Here is a 15,864-nt window from a genome sequence, read left to right as displayed (position 1 = left end):
GAGAACCAATGTAGAATTTCAAGATTTCTCATGGAAAATCTTTTTAATCTAAATCAGTCAGATAGCGTTAGCATGGTCAATCCGATGCTGCCGACAGGTGACAAGAACGCGAACACAGAGGTTCAGCGCTCAAAGGGTTCTTCGATCGCGGCAAGCGAAATGGATGAAGCGTTGGGCAAAGCTTTCAATGAACCCAAGCTTCGCGACTCCTCAATGAATAAAATTGAAGACAAAGTTGAGCGAGATTCGGGCAAGTCTCAGGGCAAAAACAGTTTGTCCAACTTCCTGGCTCAACGCGGGCAGCCCATTCAAGACACCGATACGATCACTCCACCTCAACTGTCTGATGCGGTTCGTAAGAGCAAAAGTTCTGAAGAAATCATCAAAACCCTGTTTCCTCGCGATGGCGCGATCGATGGAGATTTCCTCGACCCCAAAGGCGGAAATAACGTTGTTCTGGGATCTGACAAAAACGATTTCATCATTGGAAATGGCGGGGGAACGAATACGATCGTCAGCGGTGGCGGCGCGGTCGATCACATTGTTCTGGGCAAGGATACGACCAATGTTATCCTCGATTTCAATCCTAAAGCCGACATGCTCGTGCTGGATGACAACCTGAAGCTGGACGATATTCGATCGGTCGATGTAGGTGACAGCACACTGATTGTTGCTCGTAAATCTGGTCATATTCTTGCTGCACTCGCATCAACGCAAGGCAAAGAGCTATCTGCAAACATCAATTTCTCCGATGCAAGCGTTCTGGATGCAAAAGCGTTGGATCTGAGTCTGAAAGCCGTGGGGGATGATAAGTTCTTCGCGAATGTGCAGCAGGGCAGAACTCAACTGACGGGTACAGAGAAGCGAGATAAGCTGGTGGGAACGAACAAAAATGATGTGATTTTGAGCAGTTAGATTCTGTACCAAAATGCCTTCGATCGACTCCGCGAACTTTATCAAGAAGTCGAAGACCGCATCGAAGGTGTTGAGTAAGTTCGATTCTTAAATCAATTCAGTAAGGGGGCGAAAGTCCTCTTTTTTCGTTCTGCAATTCAGATTCTTAAATCAATTCAATGATCGAGTAATTCGCCTGCTTTTTTTGATATATCAGTACTAAACCTTAAATCAATTGAAGCTATGTTTGGTGAAGATGCGATTCGAGTTGTGATGCTTTGTCAGGAAGAGGCGGTTCGGCTAGGACAAACTCAAGAATTTGGAACCGCTTTTCTATTACTGGGGTTAATCGCAGAAGGTCAAGGAACTGCGGCACAAGTTCTACTGAAAATGGGTTTGGATCTCGAAACAGCGCGGCGCGAGGTTGAAGAAATCGTTGGACGCAGAGCACCAGAGTTTTACACTGTAAACATACCATTCAGCCGAAATGCTGCTGCCGTTTTAGAACAATCACTCGAAGAGGCGAAACGGCTTGGACATCCGACGATCAGAACTGAACATCTATTACTTGCGATCGCATCTTTAAAACAAGGAGTTGCTTATCAAGTATTGCAAAACTTACAAGTCGATACGGAGCAACTTCAAAGTGAGATTTTAGCTGCAATGAGCGAGGCTGAACTCTCAAAGTATGACTTTGTTCCCGCACCAACTCAGGACTTAAAAGACTTGGCGCAAGACCTCGATCGACTCATTGAGCAAATGTCCGAAACACTCACGATCGCAAAATCGAAAAGCGAGATCTTGAAGCGCAACATTCGGAGCCGAAGCCTATCTCATTCGGAAGCGATCGACAGCATCCCAAAACTTCCTAATTCACCAGAAGGCATTGCAACAAAAGAAAGCCTGACTGAGCTATGCACAATCATCGAAACAGAGGAGAATTTCACTGATGAAGACAAAGAAGAAATTCTAGCTCAAATTCAATTTCTTGCAAGCTTATGGATCGGCAGATCAAATGAGCGAGTTCAAAAGGCAAATCGTCGATCGTTGCGATCTTTGAAAGGCTTCATTGCAGATTTGCCCGATGATGCTCCTCAACTGCCAACGTATCAACGGCTTCTTGTTACAATCTCGAACCAATTTCATCTATAAAAGAGCGATCGCGACTCCAACTCCTGCTAACGCCATCTTTGGAGTTTTGATTTACGTAGATTGCTAGACAGAGAAAGCCGCATCTTCTAAGCGGTTCTCCGACGATCGCAACTCACCCATTCGGGTTAAAGTCTCTGCTAAAACTTAAGACACGATGGAATTTTTGGTAGAGTTCCTATAGCTTTCGAGATTACTGCCGCATGGACGAGACTGCCAATTCACCTCGTCCTGAACTGATGACACGCATTCGTGCTTTCAAAACGCAAGTTCAGGACTTTCAACAGACGATCGAACAATTACCCAACCCCATTCAACCGTCGATCGAGCGATCGTTATCCACGATTTTGACCCAGTTAGAAGCGGTTCTAAATCCTCAAGCAGCACCCTTATTTATTGCGACTCATGCGAGTGAGGAGCATTGGTCAGCCCTAAGCCATTGTTTGCCGTTTGGGATTTTTAGCTGTGATATGCAAGGACGATGTATCTATACGAACCCTCGGTGTGAGGAGATTTTAGGGCATCCGTTAGAAGAAAGTTTGGGCGATCGATGGACAAATTATGTTCATTCAGAAGATCGAGATCGAGTAGTTCCTGCTTGGATTGAAGATGCAACATCGGGTCGATCGCGTACCGATCAATTTCGGATCATCACTTCTGATGGAGAAATTCGCTGGCTTCATACTCGAACGGCTCCAATGTTTTCAGCGGCAGGAGAATTGATTGGACATACTGGAACGATCGAAGATATTACCAGTCAAAAATTTGCAGAAGACCAAATTAAATCTTCTTTGTTAGAGAAAGAAGCGCTACTTAAAGAAATTCACCATCGGGTCAAAAATAACCTGCAAATTATTTCGAGCTTGATCTATTTACAAGCGCAGCGAATTGATGATCCAAACGTGCGACAAATTTTCAAAGATAGTCAAAGTCGAATTAGTTCAATGGCATTAGTTCATGATAGTTTGTATCGCTCTCAAGACTTTGCACGAGTAAATTTATCCGAATATGTTCAAACTCTGACATCGAGCCTATTTCATACGTATCGCATTCAATCGGATACGGTTAATTTAGTGGTTCACGTTGATCCCGATGTGATTGTTAGTCTGGAGAAAGCGATTCCTTGTGGTTTGATTTTGAATGAACTGATGACAAATGCTTTGAAACATGGATTTATTGGCGAAGAAACAGGAGAAGTGACCGTAACGTTGCACAATCAATTTTCTCAAGTTTGTCTCATCGTAGAAAATGGTGGAAAGAACTTACCTGAAAGTTTCGAGCTACAAAAAATTCGATCAATGGGGTTACGTCTCGTTAATGCCTTAGTGGATCAACTGAATGGCAAAGTTACAGTCGAGAAAACGCAAAAAACACGCTTTAAAGTGATATTTGATTGCGCTTAAGTCTTTGCTTAAAAAATCTCAACATCCCGTACAATAATTGGGGTTGTTGAGTGACTGAACCATTGAGAACAGCAAAAATTCTCGTAGTGGAAGATGAAAGTGTGGTGGCATGGCACGTGCAAGAAGCCTTGCATACGCTTGGGCATGAAGTGATCGCGATCGCAACAAATGCTCGTCAAGCTATCCAAATCGCCACCCACCAGCGTCCCGATCTCGTCTTAATGGATATCTGTTTACAGGGGAAAAACGACGGCGTTTCTGCGGCAGAATATCTCTATTTGAAGCTAAATTTGCCTGTCGTTTATCTCACGGCTCACGCAGACGAATACACACTAAAACGAGCTACAGAAACGTCTCCATTCGGATACGTCGTTAAACCATTTCAGGAAGCCGTTTTACAATCCACCATTCAAGTCGCTCTCCGTCGTCATCAGATGGAAGTCGCAATCAAAGATACACAGCAATGGTACGCCACGACGTTGGTGAGTATTGGTGATGCCACGATCGCAACGGATGTCGATGGCTTTATTACGTTCATGAATCCGGCAGCCGAATTCTTCACAGGTTGGACACAAGAGCAAGCACTGGGAGAATTTGCGGGACGTGTGTTAGATCTGATTGATGAAGAAACGGGAGCCGCGATCGACAATCCAATTCTGGCAGCCTTATGTCAGGGTGATACAATTACCCTGCCTGATCGTGCAGTCTTGCGATCGCGAGATGGAACAGAACGACCTGTGGGCGATAGTGCTTCCCCGATTCGCAACCGAGACGGAGAGATTATTGGTGGCGTTATGGTGTTTCAGGATATGAGCGATCGCCGCCAGCGCGAATCGAGTTTGGATGCCCAAAAGCAAATCTTAGAAACGACGCAATCGCTGTTATGTGCCCAACTGAAAGAACGCACAGAGCAGCTTCAGTTTACGATCAGAGTGGATCGCTTACGGCAGCGAGTGTTCGATCGATGTAATGCCGATCAGAGCGAGTTCATGCCCTGGATGCTGCAAGAAATTGGGCACACGTTGAAACTCGATTACGGGTGGATTGCGCTGCATAATTCGGATTCGACGATTTCAACGATCGTCGCTGAGTTCAATTCACCGGACGGAGAACCGCGATCGAATCTTCGGCGCATTGTTGAAATCTCGAAATTCTCAGAGTTTTATCTGCGATTGTTCCAGCATCAGTGTTGGATTTGTCCGGATTCTGCAACTTTACCGCCGCTGTATCGGGCTGAATCGCAGGTGATTATCTGTCCGATTCAAGGTGAGTGTGGCACGATCGGGGAATTTGGATTGGTGTTACCAGATTATCCGCGCTGGAGTGGCTTTCAGGCGGACGCGATCGCGCAACTCGTTAGTCAAGCGATTCGGGCTTATCAATCGGCTCAACAACTCCAAAGTTTTCGTACCGAAATTGCAGAGTTACAGCATCTCAAAACGCTACAAAAGGATTTTATTGAAGCGCTGTCACACGAACTCCGAACGCCGCTGACGAACATGAGAATCGCGATCGAGTTGATGCAGCAAATTACCACTTCTCTCGATGATCCTGAAACTCCGAATCCTGAGATTCAACGGTTAGAGCGATACTCAGGGATTTTGCAGCAAGAATGGCGCGAAGAATTTAGCTTAGTGAATGATTTACTTGCATTTCAGAATGCGTCGAATGGATCAGAGGCAATGCCGCTGAGTGAAGTGAACATTCAGGATTGGTTAGCAGTTGCTGTTGAACGATTTTCTAATCAAATTGCGATCGTGACTCAGTTTGAGCGAACTTCCGAAGCGATTCCAAAATTGTTCGTGCATTTATCCACTTTGGATAAAACGATCGTTCAATTGCTAACGCATCTCAATCAAGCGAATCCAGGCTTACCGATTCAACTCCGAACATTCATTGATTCACAGAATTTCTGTATTTCTGCCTGCTGTGTGGCGAATGCGGAGGAAGTGTTACCGAGACGAAAACAGAACGTCTCGAATCTACGGTTAGCACTCTTGCGACGATATGCGATCGATTTGAATGCAACGGTGAGTGTGGAACAGCGATCGGGGACGACTGTTTTGACCTTGAGCTTGCCAATTAAGATGAGCTAGAACTCTTGTTTGTCCTATAGCAATCCTAAATCAGTTGTGAATTGCAGGATTGATCGTGCCCCCTAACCCCCAAGCTTGGGGGAACAAGACTCTTAGCCCCCAGAATTGGGGGTTTGGGGGCGTTCCCGAATCTCACAACTCAAACCGGATTGCTATATTGCGTCAACCAGTGGCGCTAAAGTCTCCATCCTTGTCGTTAGATTTCACAATCCAAAGCTGCTTAGTCAGCATAGTTGTCTTACTTTCCAAATGTATCCGGATTGCTGATCCGAGTTATAACGTTCGTAAGAAGTAGGGAGGAATGACGATGCAAGCGTCTGAACAAGTCCGTGAACATCTGAGTCCTGAAGTCGCTCAGGCGTTCGTGAATGGATTACCAGAAAAAATCAGACTTGGTTTGATGACTTATGCCGCTCAAGTGGGTTTTCCGATCGAAGCTGTGATCGAGATGGCGATTGCTGGATTCCTAGACGAAGATGCGGTGAATTTCCCAGGTTGTAATCCTGTCGGTGTTGATTTCGGCAGGAAGCCTAATGGAATGAGTGAAACTGCTTAATTAGCGTTGAATTAACGATCGTAGATATCACATTCATTTTTCGTATCTCACTCTAAATCGTCGCACTGTTCCAGGTTCAGCCAAATCCTCGAATTCCATTTCAGACAGTCCCGCCTGCTGAAAGCCGATTAGCTCTGCTTTTGTTAGTGGAAAAGGAACCGTTGTTAAATCTTGCTCTGGTTCACGACCCCGACAAATGACTAATAACTGTCCAGAAGATGCAACCAATTCGGCAATCTTAGGAATCGCTTTGGCTCGTAATTCAGGTGGCATCGCTTGAATTGTGTACGACTCTAGAACAAAGTCGAATGTCCCTTTCCAAGCCTCTGGAAGCGCGAATAAATCTGCAACCTGGTATGTTACTGGGGAATTCGGAAAGCGCCGATCGCACCAAGCGATCGCACTTTCTGAAATGTCAAACCCAGTCACGTTCAATCCGCGTTTTGCGAGTTCTTCAGCATCGTCACCTAAACCGCAACCAATAACGATCGCGGTTTTGCCTCGAATTAAATCGCGATCGAGCCAGTCTAATAGAAGTGCATTCGGAGTTAATCGCGCCCAAGGAACTGCATTCGGATCGCCGTTTGCAGTAGCATAGAGCGCTTCAAACCATCCCAACGGATCACCATTTTCGATGAATTCCGTTGAGAGTTGAACCGTTCGGGTGTAGGCATCCGTCATACTGAGACTTTCGCTTGTCTTGCCACAATTCCTCGATCGAAGACCAATCCATCTGTGCCAATGCCTTCGATTTGGAGTCGATCGGGATAAACCTCGATCGCGCTAAATCCAAAGCGGGACACAGAATATTCAGTGGTTTTAGAGCGACCGACGGGACGGAGACTTGCGCCGCCGATTCCGGTTACGAGATAGGTTGTTCCATCGATCGAGGTCGATCGCTCGTAATGATGTTCGTGTCCGTTGATATAAAGCTGGACTTGGTGCTGTTTGAACAAGGGTGCAAACTTGCGAATCATTTCAGCATCAGTTCCATAATGTCCAGACGAATAGATCGGATGATGCCCATAAACGATTTTCCAAGGAGCGGTACTGCGTCCTAATTCGGCATTGAGCCAAGCCATTTGGTCTTTCCAGTCCGCATTCCCATTCGTGTCTAATACAAAGAACTGAACATCTTTTTCGCGGTAAGTGTAATACCGTCCGTTCATGTTGAAATTCGCGTATCGAACTTGAGGATCGCCGTTCTCGGTACGAATATCGTGATTTCCAAGACAAGCACGGAACCGAACCTCTTGCTTCAACAGGGGAGCGTACGGCTCTTCAAAGGCAATCCCAACTCGTTCCATCTCGCCGCTGTTGTAGATATTATCTCCAGCGAGAGTGACGAGCGAGTATGGATTTTTTTTGTGATACCCTGCCATTGCGTTGGCGGACGCGAACTGATTGCGATCGCCTGCACCTGAATCTGCTACTGCCACAAATCGCAGCATCAATTCTTTGCCTGCGGTTTTGGGTGGCTCTGAAACGGTTTGCGGCATTCCAGACACTTGCTCTGGGGAACGACTCAAGGTTTTTCCGGCAGCGACAAGTCCTAGACCGCTTAATCCTCCTAACACCAAAAGGTCACGACGCTTTAAACTCATAGGGGTCAGTTCTTAAACAACAGTGCGATCGACAAATGGTAGATTGAAATTTCTACCGTTTTTCACTCTACTGGACTTAACCGGATTTCGTTTGTCGAGGAGGTCACATCAATGTCACAACCAGATGCTAAGTCACCGACAGAATCCGAGTCCAGTGTGACACAATCGCAAGCGACTGCGACAAAATTTCTCGCCAAGCTGAGAACGGGGACAATTGGCACATTACGATCGACCAGTCGCTTTCTAGAGAGTACTGCCAATCGGATTGAAGCCTCTGAGGAACCGAATCCGCTCTTGTTGAAAGTGACGACTGCGGGCACGATCGCGCTCGAACGAGTTGCGCCACTGTGGAACAGATTGTTGATGCTCATTCGCGATCGACTGCCTGTGAGCAGAAAATTAGGCGATCGGGCACTGAGTGGAATTGTGATTGGTACGATCGTGATTCTTTTCTCGTTTACGTCTTCGCTCTTTTCTTCAAAGCCTGTTCAAAAACCTGTTCAAGTGGTTGATCGTCGTCCTCCGATCACGATTCCAGATAAACCGACACAATTTCCGACGGATCTTGCTGCTCCCGAAGCTGCTCCTGAAATTGTTTCTGTGCCAGTCGAAGAACCAGTTGCAGAAATTCCAGTGGAAGAACCCGTCATAGAAGAACCCATTGCAGAAGTTCCGGTTGAAATCGAACCTTCGCCTGAACCTGTCGTTGAACCTTCTCCGGAGCCTGTCGTCGAACCTTTGCCTGAACCAGAATTGACACCAGAGCAGAAGCAGCTTGCGGAGATTCGATCTCAGGTGACAGAAATTAGCGATCGCTTCATTGGTGGATTGGTGACATCAGTTGAACCGCAAATCGATCGTGCTCGGTTGAATGTTCGAGTTTCAGAAGATTGGTATCGATTTAGTACAGAGCAGCAAGACCGATTCGTGAATCAACTTTGGGAGAAAGCGCAATCGATCGAGCTATCAAATCTTAAAATCACGGATGCTCAAGGAACATTACTCGCGCGTCCCCCGATCGTGGGTGAAACGATGGTAATTCTCAAGCGTAAGTCATAAGCTGAGAAAGATATTGGGCTGAGATTGATCATGGCTGAAACTACGACGCGCCAAGGAAAAACAACAGAACATACGCTGCAATTGGGAGGTCGAACGATTCCCTATACGGCTGCGGCAGAATGGCAAACATTGTTCGATCGAGAAAAGCCGATCGCAGAAATGTTTTATGTGTCTTATCTGGCAAAAAGTGATTCACCGAGACCTGTCACTTTTGTCTTTAATGGTGGACCTGGAGCTGCTTCTGCTTATTTACATTTAGGCGCATTAGGTCCAAAACGAATTTATTTTGATCCAAATGGGAACTTACCTAAGCCTCCTGTTCAATTAGTAGACAATGCTGAAAGTTGGTTGGGCTTTACTGACTTAGTGTTTATTGATCCGATCGGAACTGGTTTTAGTCGCAGCATTCCGAAAGAATCAGAGAAAGACAAAGAAAATCCTGCTGAAGAAGAAAAGTCGAAGGACAGCGAATTTTGGCAAGTCGATCGAGATCTAAAAGCGATCGGCGAATTTATTCAACGCTTCCTCTCACGACAAAACCGCTGGCTTTCTCCAGTTTTTATTGCAGGTGAAAGTTATGGAGGATTTCGAGTTGCAAAACTAGCTCAAAAACTCCAACAAGAATTTGGGATTGGACTGTCTGGAGCAATTATGATTTCTCCAGCTTTAGAGTTCAGTTTGCTTGATGAAAGTGACTACACGTTGACTTCCTGGGCAACATTAGTGCCATCCTTAGCTGTTTCCGCTGCACACCACGATCGAGCAAAATGGGCAGGCGCACCCGGAGATTTAGCAGCCCATCGAGCCGCAGCAGAACAATTTGCACGTCAGAAATTGATTCCAGCATTGGCGCTTGGGGATGCTTTGGATGCTGAAGAGCGGAAAGCGGTTTATCAGCAATTAGCAGCATTGATTGGGTTGCCAGAATCGATCGTAGAACGGCAGGGCGGACGAGTTGGATTAGAGATATTTTCGCGAGAATTGCTTAGAGATCAGCAAAAGATTGTCGGATTGTATGATGCTTCGATTACCGCGATCGACCCATTTCCCGATCGCACTTCATTTGAAGGCAGTGATCCAACATTAGACGGACTCGATCGATTGTTCACAGGTGGAATTAATAGTCACTTGCGCGATACGCTCGGAGTTGAAACGGATCTAACTTATCATTTGCTGAGTTTTGAGGTGTTCAAGGCTTGGAAATATGACCTTAAAGGCGATTTTAAGCAAGGCTTTGTCGGATCGATTGATGATTTGCGCGTGGGCATGACTTTGAATCCGTTTATGCAGGTTTATATCTGTCATGGCATCTTTGATTTGGTTACGCCTTATTTTGCGTCGAATCATTTGGCGGACTTGATGAAATTGCATTCCGATGTGCGATCGAACCTCACTTTGAAGCATTATCTCGGTGGACACATGTTCTACACTTGGGAGAAATCTCGACAAGAATGGTTTGCGAATATGACCGCGTTTTATCAGAAGGCAATGGGTTAGTTCTCATCCTCGATGTCTTCGATCGAGTCCACCTCTAAATCAATCTGATCAATCTGTTCCTCTAAATCGATCGAGCGATCCGATTCGCCAAAATTGTTTAGTCGGACTCGCTCGAATGCCGATCGCTGAAGTTGATTTAATCGAAAAATCTGGGCGTGAATGCCGTCTAATAGTTTGATTACGTCTGAACCTAAATTTACACCTCTGAGGTTTTGAATTTGAGTGAGATAACGATCGCCGTTTTCTATCGCTCGATCGCATTCCGCTTTCATCAGTTCAATTTGGCTTTGCACTTGAGTAATACAATCAAATCGAGCTTGTCTAGTCGGTGTTTCACAACTCTCACTCAACATCTCGATCGCATCTTTTACTCGTTCGGTGGCATCATCGAGATCCATTAATCGATCGTTTAAGTCACTCTGGAATGATTCTAGTAACTGCATGGATGACGGCATCTCATCAGGTAGCGGCGATAAGCTAAAATCGGCTCCTTGTTGCTGTAATTGTTCGCGTTGAGAACTGATTAAACCTTGGTTGCCACCGAATTTGGTGTTTTGCACGATCGTACTGTTCCAATTGACGCGCACCAAGGTAGATGCGACCAAATTCGCATTGTTCAGAATAGCTGAATCAAAGTCAGAATAGCTAAGATAAGTTCGATTCAACTGTGCTTCGTGTAAGATTGCTTTGTTGAAATAAGCTCTTAATACAGTTGCACCACTTAATCGAACATTCGTCATAATTGCACCTTCAAAAGATACACCGCTTAGATAAGCACGATTTAGTCGAGCATTAGATAGATCAGCTTCTCGAAAAGAACTATCACTAAGATTCGATCGAGTAAAAACGACATCTGTTAAGTTCGCATTGTGCAGAATTGTTCCAATTAATGTTGCACCTCGAATGATCGATCGACTTAAATTCGCTCCAGTCAGATTCGCCTGACTCAGATCTGCACCTCGTAACATTGCATCAGTCAGATCTGCCCCACAGAGCTTTGCTGCAATCAAACTCGATCGACTTAAATCCACTCCTGATAAGTTCGCTTTGTACAGATTTGCGTTCTCTAATCCTGCACCTTCGAGCTTTGCATTGTGCAGATTTGCTCGCTTGAAATCGACATAGCAAAGATCTGCATTTTCGAGGATCGTTTCGATTAAGCTCGATCGATTTAGCATTGCCCCACAGAGTTTTGCACGACGCAGATTTGCTCGATCGAGAATTGCATCTCTAAGATCGGCACACTTCAGATAAGCGCCTTGTAATGCGGCTCCAGTTAGATTAGCGCAACACAAACGAGCCTCCTTAAAATCTGCTCCCGCTAACATTGAAAAAGATAGATTTGTTCGATACAGGTATGCTTTTCGTAAATTCGCTTCAGACAATCGCGCATCCTGTAAATTAGCATCGGTTAAGTTTGCACCTTCGAGGAAAGCATTTTTTAGCATTGCACTTCTGAGATTAGCCGATTCTAGGTTCGCATTGCTCAAATTGGCGCGTTCGAGATTGGCATCAGTGAACTTCGATCGAGCTAAATTCGCGCCCTCTAGCTTGGCTCCTTTGAGATCTGCACCCATTAGCACCGCTTCACTCAGATTAGCAGTGAGAAAATTTGCACCGCGTAACCAAGCATCAATGAACTTCGCCTGATGTAAGATTGCGTCTCGAAATGCTGATCCGCCCAAGTCCGCTGAGATAAATTTGGTATGACTACAGTTCGTTTCTGAGAGATTGGCATAGCGGATTTGAGCATGAGAAAAATCTGCAAAACTACAATCCGCTTGCATTAATCGAGCATGACACAGGTTTGCTCTAAGAAACGTTGCTGTTCTTAAGTTTGCACCGCTTAATTCGGCTCCGGTGAGATTGGTGTCGGTGAAGTTAGCTCCGGTGAGATCGCAGTCTTGGAAGCTCGATCGACTTAAATCGAGTCCGCTGAAATCTCGCCCTCGAAAGCTGCGTCCTGCATAATCGCCCCCTGCTTGGCACATGAATCGATCTCCAGTGATAGAACTCCTGTTGATTCAATAGATCTGAAGCACCGGAACAGATGCGGAAATTACGCAAGCAGATCCGCTTTTTATTCTACGAGGAATTTGTCAAGAATGGGCAAGATGCCAGGTTTGTAACGCGATTCGATGCACTTCTCGCCAAGGTAAATCTACCTTTCGGGCGATGCGAACACAGTCCTCATACTCTGGCTGCACATTGACGATCGAGCCATTTCGAGATGCAATTTTTACCTGAATGGCTCCATACTCGGTGTTGACCTGTTCAAATCTTCGATCGAGTATTGTTCGCTGCTGTGTTGTTCTCCGAATTCCCAAAGTCGTTGTTTCTCGAAATAGAATCGTTTCGCATTCATCTACTTTTTCTGATGAGCAAATCACTGTTAATAGAATTCCAGGGCGCGACTTTTTCATGCCGATCGCTTGAGTAAACACATCCAACGCACCCGCTTCTAGTAACGTATCAAATAGATATCCGATCGCTTGCGGACTAAGATCATCAATCTGAGTTTCGAGAACTGTCACCGTTTCAGGCGTTGAGCTTTGATGTGATTGTTCTTCTGTTGTTCCAATCCAAATCCGAATCATGTTTGGAATCGGTAAATCAATTGTTCCTGCTCCTAAACCAACTTTCTGTAAGGTCATCTTCGGAGGAGCGCTGAAAGACTTAGCTAATGTTGTTACGATCGCGGCTCCAGTCGGTGTGACCAATTCTTTCTCAATGCCATTGCTATAAATCGGAACTTGCCGCAGTTCAAACAGTTTTAACACCGCTGGAACGGGAACAGGTAATCGTCCATGTGCAGCCCAAACTGTACCGCCTCCGGTCGGGAGTGGAGAGCAAATAATACGATCGACATTCAGCCAGTCAAAGCCAAGACAAGTTCCGACAATATCGACAATGGCATCGATCGCGCCCACTTCATGAAAATGAACTGCTTCTGGGGCAATTCCGTGAACGGCTCCTTCAGCGATCGCTAATTGTCGAAAGACTGCCAAACTCCAAGCCTCCGCCCGTGGTGGCAATTTCGCACCATAAATCATCTCCTCGATCTCAGGCAGGTGACGCAGCTTATCATGATGATGGTGATGTTCATGATCATGCGAATGTTTATGATCATGATGATGCTCGTGATCAGGATCGTGATTATGATGATCATGAGAATGTTTATGCTTATGAGAATGCTTTGTATCTGACTGTAACTTCACCTGAATCTTTGTTGCGCGTTGTCCATTTCGTTGAACCGATTCCGCAGACAATTCGTATTCTTCAGAAATTCCTAATCGATCCAAGCACTCTGTTAGATACGCTAGAGGAACACCCAAATCCACCAGCGCTCCCAAACACATATCGCCAGCAATCCCCGTAGGGCAATCCAGGTAAGCAATCTTGCTCATCACACTTCCAAAAGGGTAAATACTTCTCCACAATACACCCGCGTCTAGTTATGGCAACCCTCTATAAAATTCATCCAGACAATCCTCAATCCCGTAGCATCGATCAAGTTGTGTCAGAACTCCGCAACGGTGCTGTGATGCTTTATCCCACCGATACGGTTTATGCGATCGGCTGCGATCTCAATTCCAAATCAGGAGTTCAGCGCGTTCGACAGCTTAAACAACTCGCAAATGATAAGCCACTCACGTTTTTGTGTCCGTCGCTCTCGGACATTTCTCAATATGCGATCGTGACCGATCAGGCGTACCGGATGATGCGAAGTCTCGTTCCTGGTCCTTACACCTTTCTGCTACCTACTACCAAACTTGTCCCAAAATTAGTGATGAGTCCGAAGCGGAAAACGACCGGAATTCGAGTTCCCGATCATCCGGTGTGTCAGGCATTGTTAAAAGCTTTAGGAAACCCGATCATTTCGACCTCTGCTCATGTTCCAGTGGAAGATGAAACTATCCCGCTGAAAGTTCGTGATCCAGAGAATCTATCGCTGCCCGAACTGTTTGATAGCATGGATCGATTAGTTGATCTGATTGTAGATACTGGACAAGAGCCATCTCAGGCAGTTTCGACGATTTTGGACTTTACCACAGACGAACCCTCGATCGTGCGAAAAGGGCTAGGATGGGAAACCGCCGCAGAATGGACTTGATACTCTCACACATACTATGCTGCAACTCTTTTTCGCGATTCTCATTGTGCTTTCTGGATCTGCTCTGTGTTCGAGCGTTGAGATTGCAATTCTCTCAGTTTCGATCCTCAAAGTAAAACAGTTAGATCAATCACGTCCGGCGGTTGCAGCCTTACTCACCATTCGGAAGCGCATTAATCGACCGATCACCGCACTTGTGATTCTCAATAATCTTTTCAACATTGTGGGATCGATCGCGATCGCTGAAATTGCTAACCGAGTTCTTGGGGATGCACTCCTTGGCATCTTCTCTGGGGTATTAACGTTTCTGATCATCATCTTTGGTGAAATCATCCCAAAAACGCTAGGAGAACAATACAGCTTACAACTTGCGCTTTTAGCAGCGATTCCGCTCAAGTTTTTTGCGATCGTCATGACTCCGATCATCTGGCTGATGGAAAAAGTGACAGCCCCTATCACTAAAAATGCAGCCTCATCTCGAATTAGTCGATCAGAGATTGAACTCATGGCAACGATGGGACACGAAGAAGGCGTAATTGATGATCAAGAAGCTGATCTCATTCGGCGATTGTTTCGGTTTAGTGATGCGATCGCAGCCGATTTGATGACTCCTCGACTGGCATTGACCTATCTCTACCAAGATTCCACGCTCAAACAAGTTCAAACTCAGATTATCGAATCGCAACATAGTCGAATTGTGGTTGCGGATGAATCAATTGATCAAGCAGTGGGTGTTGTTCTCAAAGCTCAACTCTTATCAGCACTTGTGAATGGAGAGGGAGAACGCACGATCGCAAGTTTGACCCGCACCGTTCAGTTTGTGCCAGAGACTATGCGAGCCGATAGTTTACTCACGTTGTTTCAGAAATCGCACGAACATTTAGCGATTGTTGTAAATGAATACGGTGTAACGGCTGGAGTGATTACGCTAGAAGATGTTTTAGAGCTGCTGACGGGTGAGATTGTAGATGAGACTGATAAAACGGCTGACCTCAGAGCAACCGCTCGAAAAATTGCTAGAAAGTTGTTTGATTTGAGTTCGTCGTAATTCGCTAGGATTGCGATCGCACTCTTTCAATACAACACATGGATACTTACTACAATCCCGACCATTTACCGAATTTTGGCAAAATCAGCGAGGGGAATCCCGAACTCGCTGAAAAGTTCTTTGCTTACTATGGGGCTGTGTTTGAAGAGGGAGCTTTATCGAAACGAGAAAAGGCTCTGATTGCGATCGCGGTTGCTCACACGGTTCAATGTCCCTATTGCATTGATGCGTATACGAAAGAATGTTTACAACAAGGGGCAGATCTTGAGCAAATGACTGAAGCGGTTCATGTTGCGACAGCGATTCGAGGTGGATCATCTTTGATCCACGGCTTGCAAATGTTAGATCAGGTGAATAAGTTAGCAATGTAAATGAAAGCCCCCAGTTCCGAAAATTGAAACTGAGGGCTAATACTGTTTAAGAGGATGTTTGAGAAGTATAAAA

14 protein-coding genes are annotated in these 15,864 nt (G+C 45.6%); 10 read left to right on the top strand and 4 right to left on the bottom strand.

What is annotated here, in order from left to right:
* The first annotated feature begins 30 nt into the window (after positions 1-30).
* From ACQ4M5_RS27545 to ACQ4M5_RS27525, 5 genes are all read left to right on the top strand, one after another.
* Positions 31-915: a hypothetical protein gene (locus tag ACQ4M5_RS27545; RefSeq protein WP_430678954.1), complete on the top strand. Its 885-nt coding sequence runs from the start codon at positions 31-33 to the stop codon at positions 913-915.
* A gap of 222 nt (positions 916-1,137) precedes the next feature.
* Positions 1,138-2,046: a Clp protease N-terminal domain-containing protein gene (locus ACQ4M5_RS27540; RefSeq protein ID WP_430678953.1), complete on the top strand. Its 909-nt coding sequence runs from the start codon at positions 1,138-1,140 to the stop codon at positions 2,044-2,046.
* 200 nt (positions 2,047-2,246) lie between these two features.
* On the top strand, positions 2,247-3,446 hold the full coding sequence (locus ACQ4M5_RS27535) for a sensor histidine kinase (RefSeq protein WP_430678952.1): 1,200 nt from the start codon (positions 2,247-2,249) through the stop codon (positions 3,444-3,446).
* Between the two features lie 50 nt (positions 3,447-3,496).
* Positions 3,497-5,542, top strand: coding sequence for a response regulator (locus tag ACQ4M5_RS27530; RefSeq protein WP_430678950.1), 2,046 nt, complete (start codon positions 3,497-3,499; stop codon positions 5,540-5,542).
* A gap of 307 nt (positions 5,543-5,849) precedes the next feature.
* Entirely contained in the window at positions 5,850-6,098 is a 249-nt protein-coding gene (locus tag ACQ4M5_RS27525) for a hypothetical protein (protein WP_430678949.1), read from the top strand.
* A gap of 33 nt (positions 6,099-6,131) precedes the next feature.
* Here the strand turns inward: ACQ4M5_RS27525 and ACQ4M5_RS27520 are convergent, their stop codons facing one another.
* Together ACQ4M5_RS27520 and ACQ4M5_RS27515 are read right to left on the bottom strand one after the other, a co-directional pair.
* Positions 6,132-6,779, bottom strand: coding sequence for a class I SAM-dependent methyltransferase (locus ACQ4M5_RS27520; RefSeq protein ID WP_430678948.1), 648 nt, complete (start codon positions 6,777-6,779; stop codon positions 6,132-6,134).
* The gene (locus ACQ4M5_RS27515; RefSeq protein ID WP_430678947.1) at positions 6,776-7,702 is read right to left on the bottom strand and encodes a metallophosphoesterase family protein; all 927 of its coding nucleotides are present in this window, start codon (positions 7,700-7,702) and stop codon (positions 6,776-6,778) included. The genes ACQ4M5_RS27520 and ACQ4M5_RS27515 overlap by 4 nt, the downstream gene beginning before the upstream one ends.
* Positions 7,703-7,813: 111 nt before the next feature.
* Between ACQ4M5_RS27515 and ACQ4M5_RS27510 the strand changes: the two genes are divergently transcribed.
* Positions 7,814-8,761, top strand: a complete 948-nt coding sequence (locus ACQ4M5_RS27510; protein ID WP_430678946.1) for a hypothetical protein — start codon at positions 7,814-7,816, stop codon at positions 8,759-8,761.
* Positions 8,762-8,791: 30 nt separating this feature from the next.
* The gene (locus tag ACQ4M5_RS27505) at positions 8,792-10,258 is read left to right on the top strand and encodes a S10 family peptidase (RefSeq protein WP_430678945.1); all 1,467 of its coding nucleotides are present in this window, start codon (positions 8,792-8,794) and stop codon (positions 10,256-10,258) included.
* Here ACQ4M5_RS27505 and ACQ4M5_RS27500 read toward each other — a convergent pair.
* Both ACQ4M5_RS27500 and larC read right to left on the bottom strand, forming a co-directional pair.
* On the bottom strand, positions 10,255-12,249 hold the full coding sequence (locus ACQ4M5_RS27500) for a pentapeptide repeat-containing protein (RefSeq protein WP_430678944.1): 1,995 nt from the start codon (positions 12,247-12,249) through the stop codon (positions 10,255-10,257). The two genes, ACQ4M5_RS27505 and ACQ4M5_RS27500, sit on opposite strands and share 4 nt — an antisense overlap.
* A 108-nt stretch (positions 12,250-12,357) precedes the next feature.
* The gene (gene larC / locus ACQ4M5_RS27495; RefSeq protein WP_430678943.1) at positions 12,358-13,665 is read right to left on the bottom strand and encodes a nickel pincer cofactor biosynthesis protein LarC; all 1,308 of its coding nucleotides are present in this window, start codon (positions 13,663-13,665) and stop codon (positions 12,358-12,360) included.
* Positions 13,666-13,715: 50 nt separating this feature from the next.
* On the opposite strand from larC, the gene ACQ4M5_RS27490 reads away from it, so the two are divergent.
* The 3 genes from ACQ4M5_RS27490 to ACQ4M5_RS27480 are packed head-to-tail and all read left to right on the top strand — an operon-like array spanning position 13,716 to position 15,791.
* Positions 13,716-14,372: an L-threonylcarbamoyladenylate synthase gene (locus ACQ4M5_RS27490; protein ID WP_430678942.1), complete on the top strand. Its 657-nt coding sequence runs from the start codon at positions 13,716-13,718 to the stop codon at positions 14,370-14,372.
* A gap of 16 nt (positions 14,373-14,388) precedes the next feature.
* On the top strand, positions 14,389-15,420 hold the full coding sequence (locus ACQ4M5_RS27485; RefSeq protein WP_430678941.1) for a hemolysin family protein: 1,032 nt from the start codon (positions 14,389-14,391) through the stop codon (positions 15,418-15,420).
* Positions 15,421-15,458: 38 nt separating this feature from the next.
* The gene (locus tag ACQ4M5_RS27480; protein ID WP_068393759.1) at positions 15,459-15,791 is read left to right on the top strand and encodes an arsenosugar biosynthesis-associated peroxidase-like protein; all 333 of its coding nucleotides are present in this window, start codon (positions 15,459-15,461) and stop codon (positions 15,789-15,791) included.
* Positions 15,792-15,864 lie beyond the last annotated feature (73 nt).

Source organism: Leptolyngbya sp. AN10, assembly GCF_050565645.1.
Taxonomy (GTDB): Bacteria; Cyanobacteriota; Cyanobacteriia; order Leptolyngbyales; family Leptolyngbyaceae; genus Leptolyngbya.
Note: the sequence above shows the minus strand (reverse complement) of the source record. Positions and strands in the feature narration are given on the sequence as shown.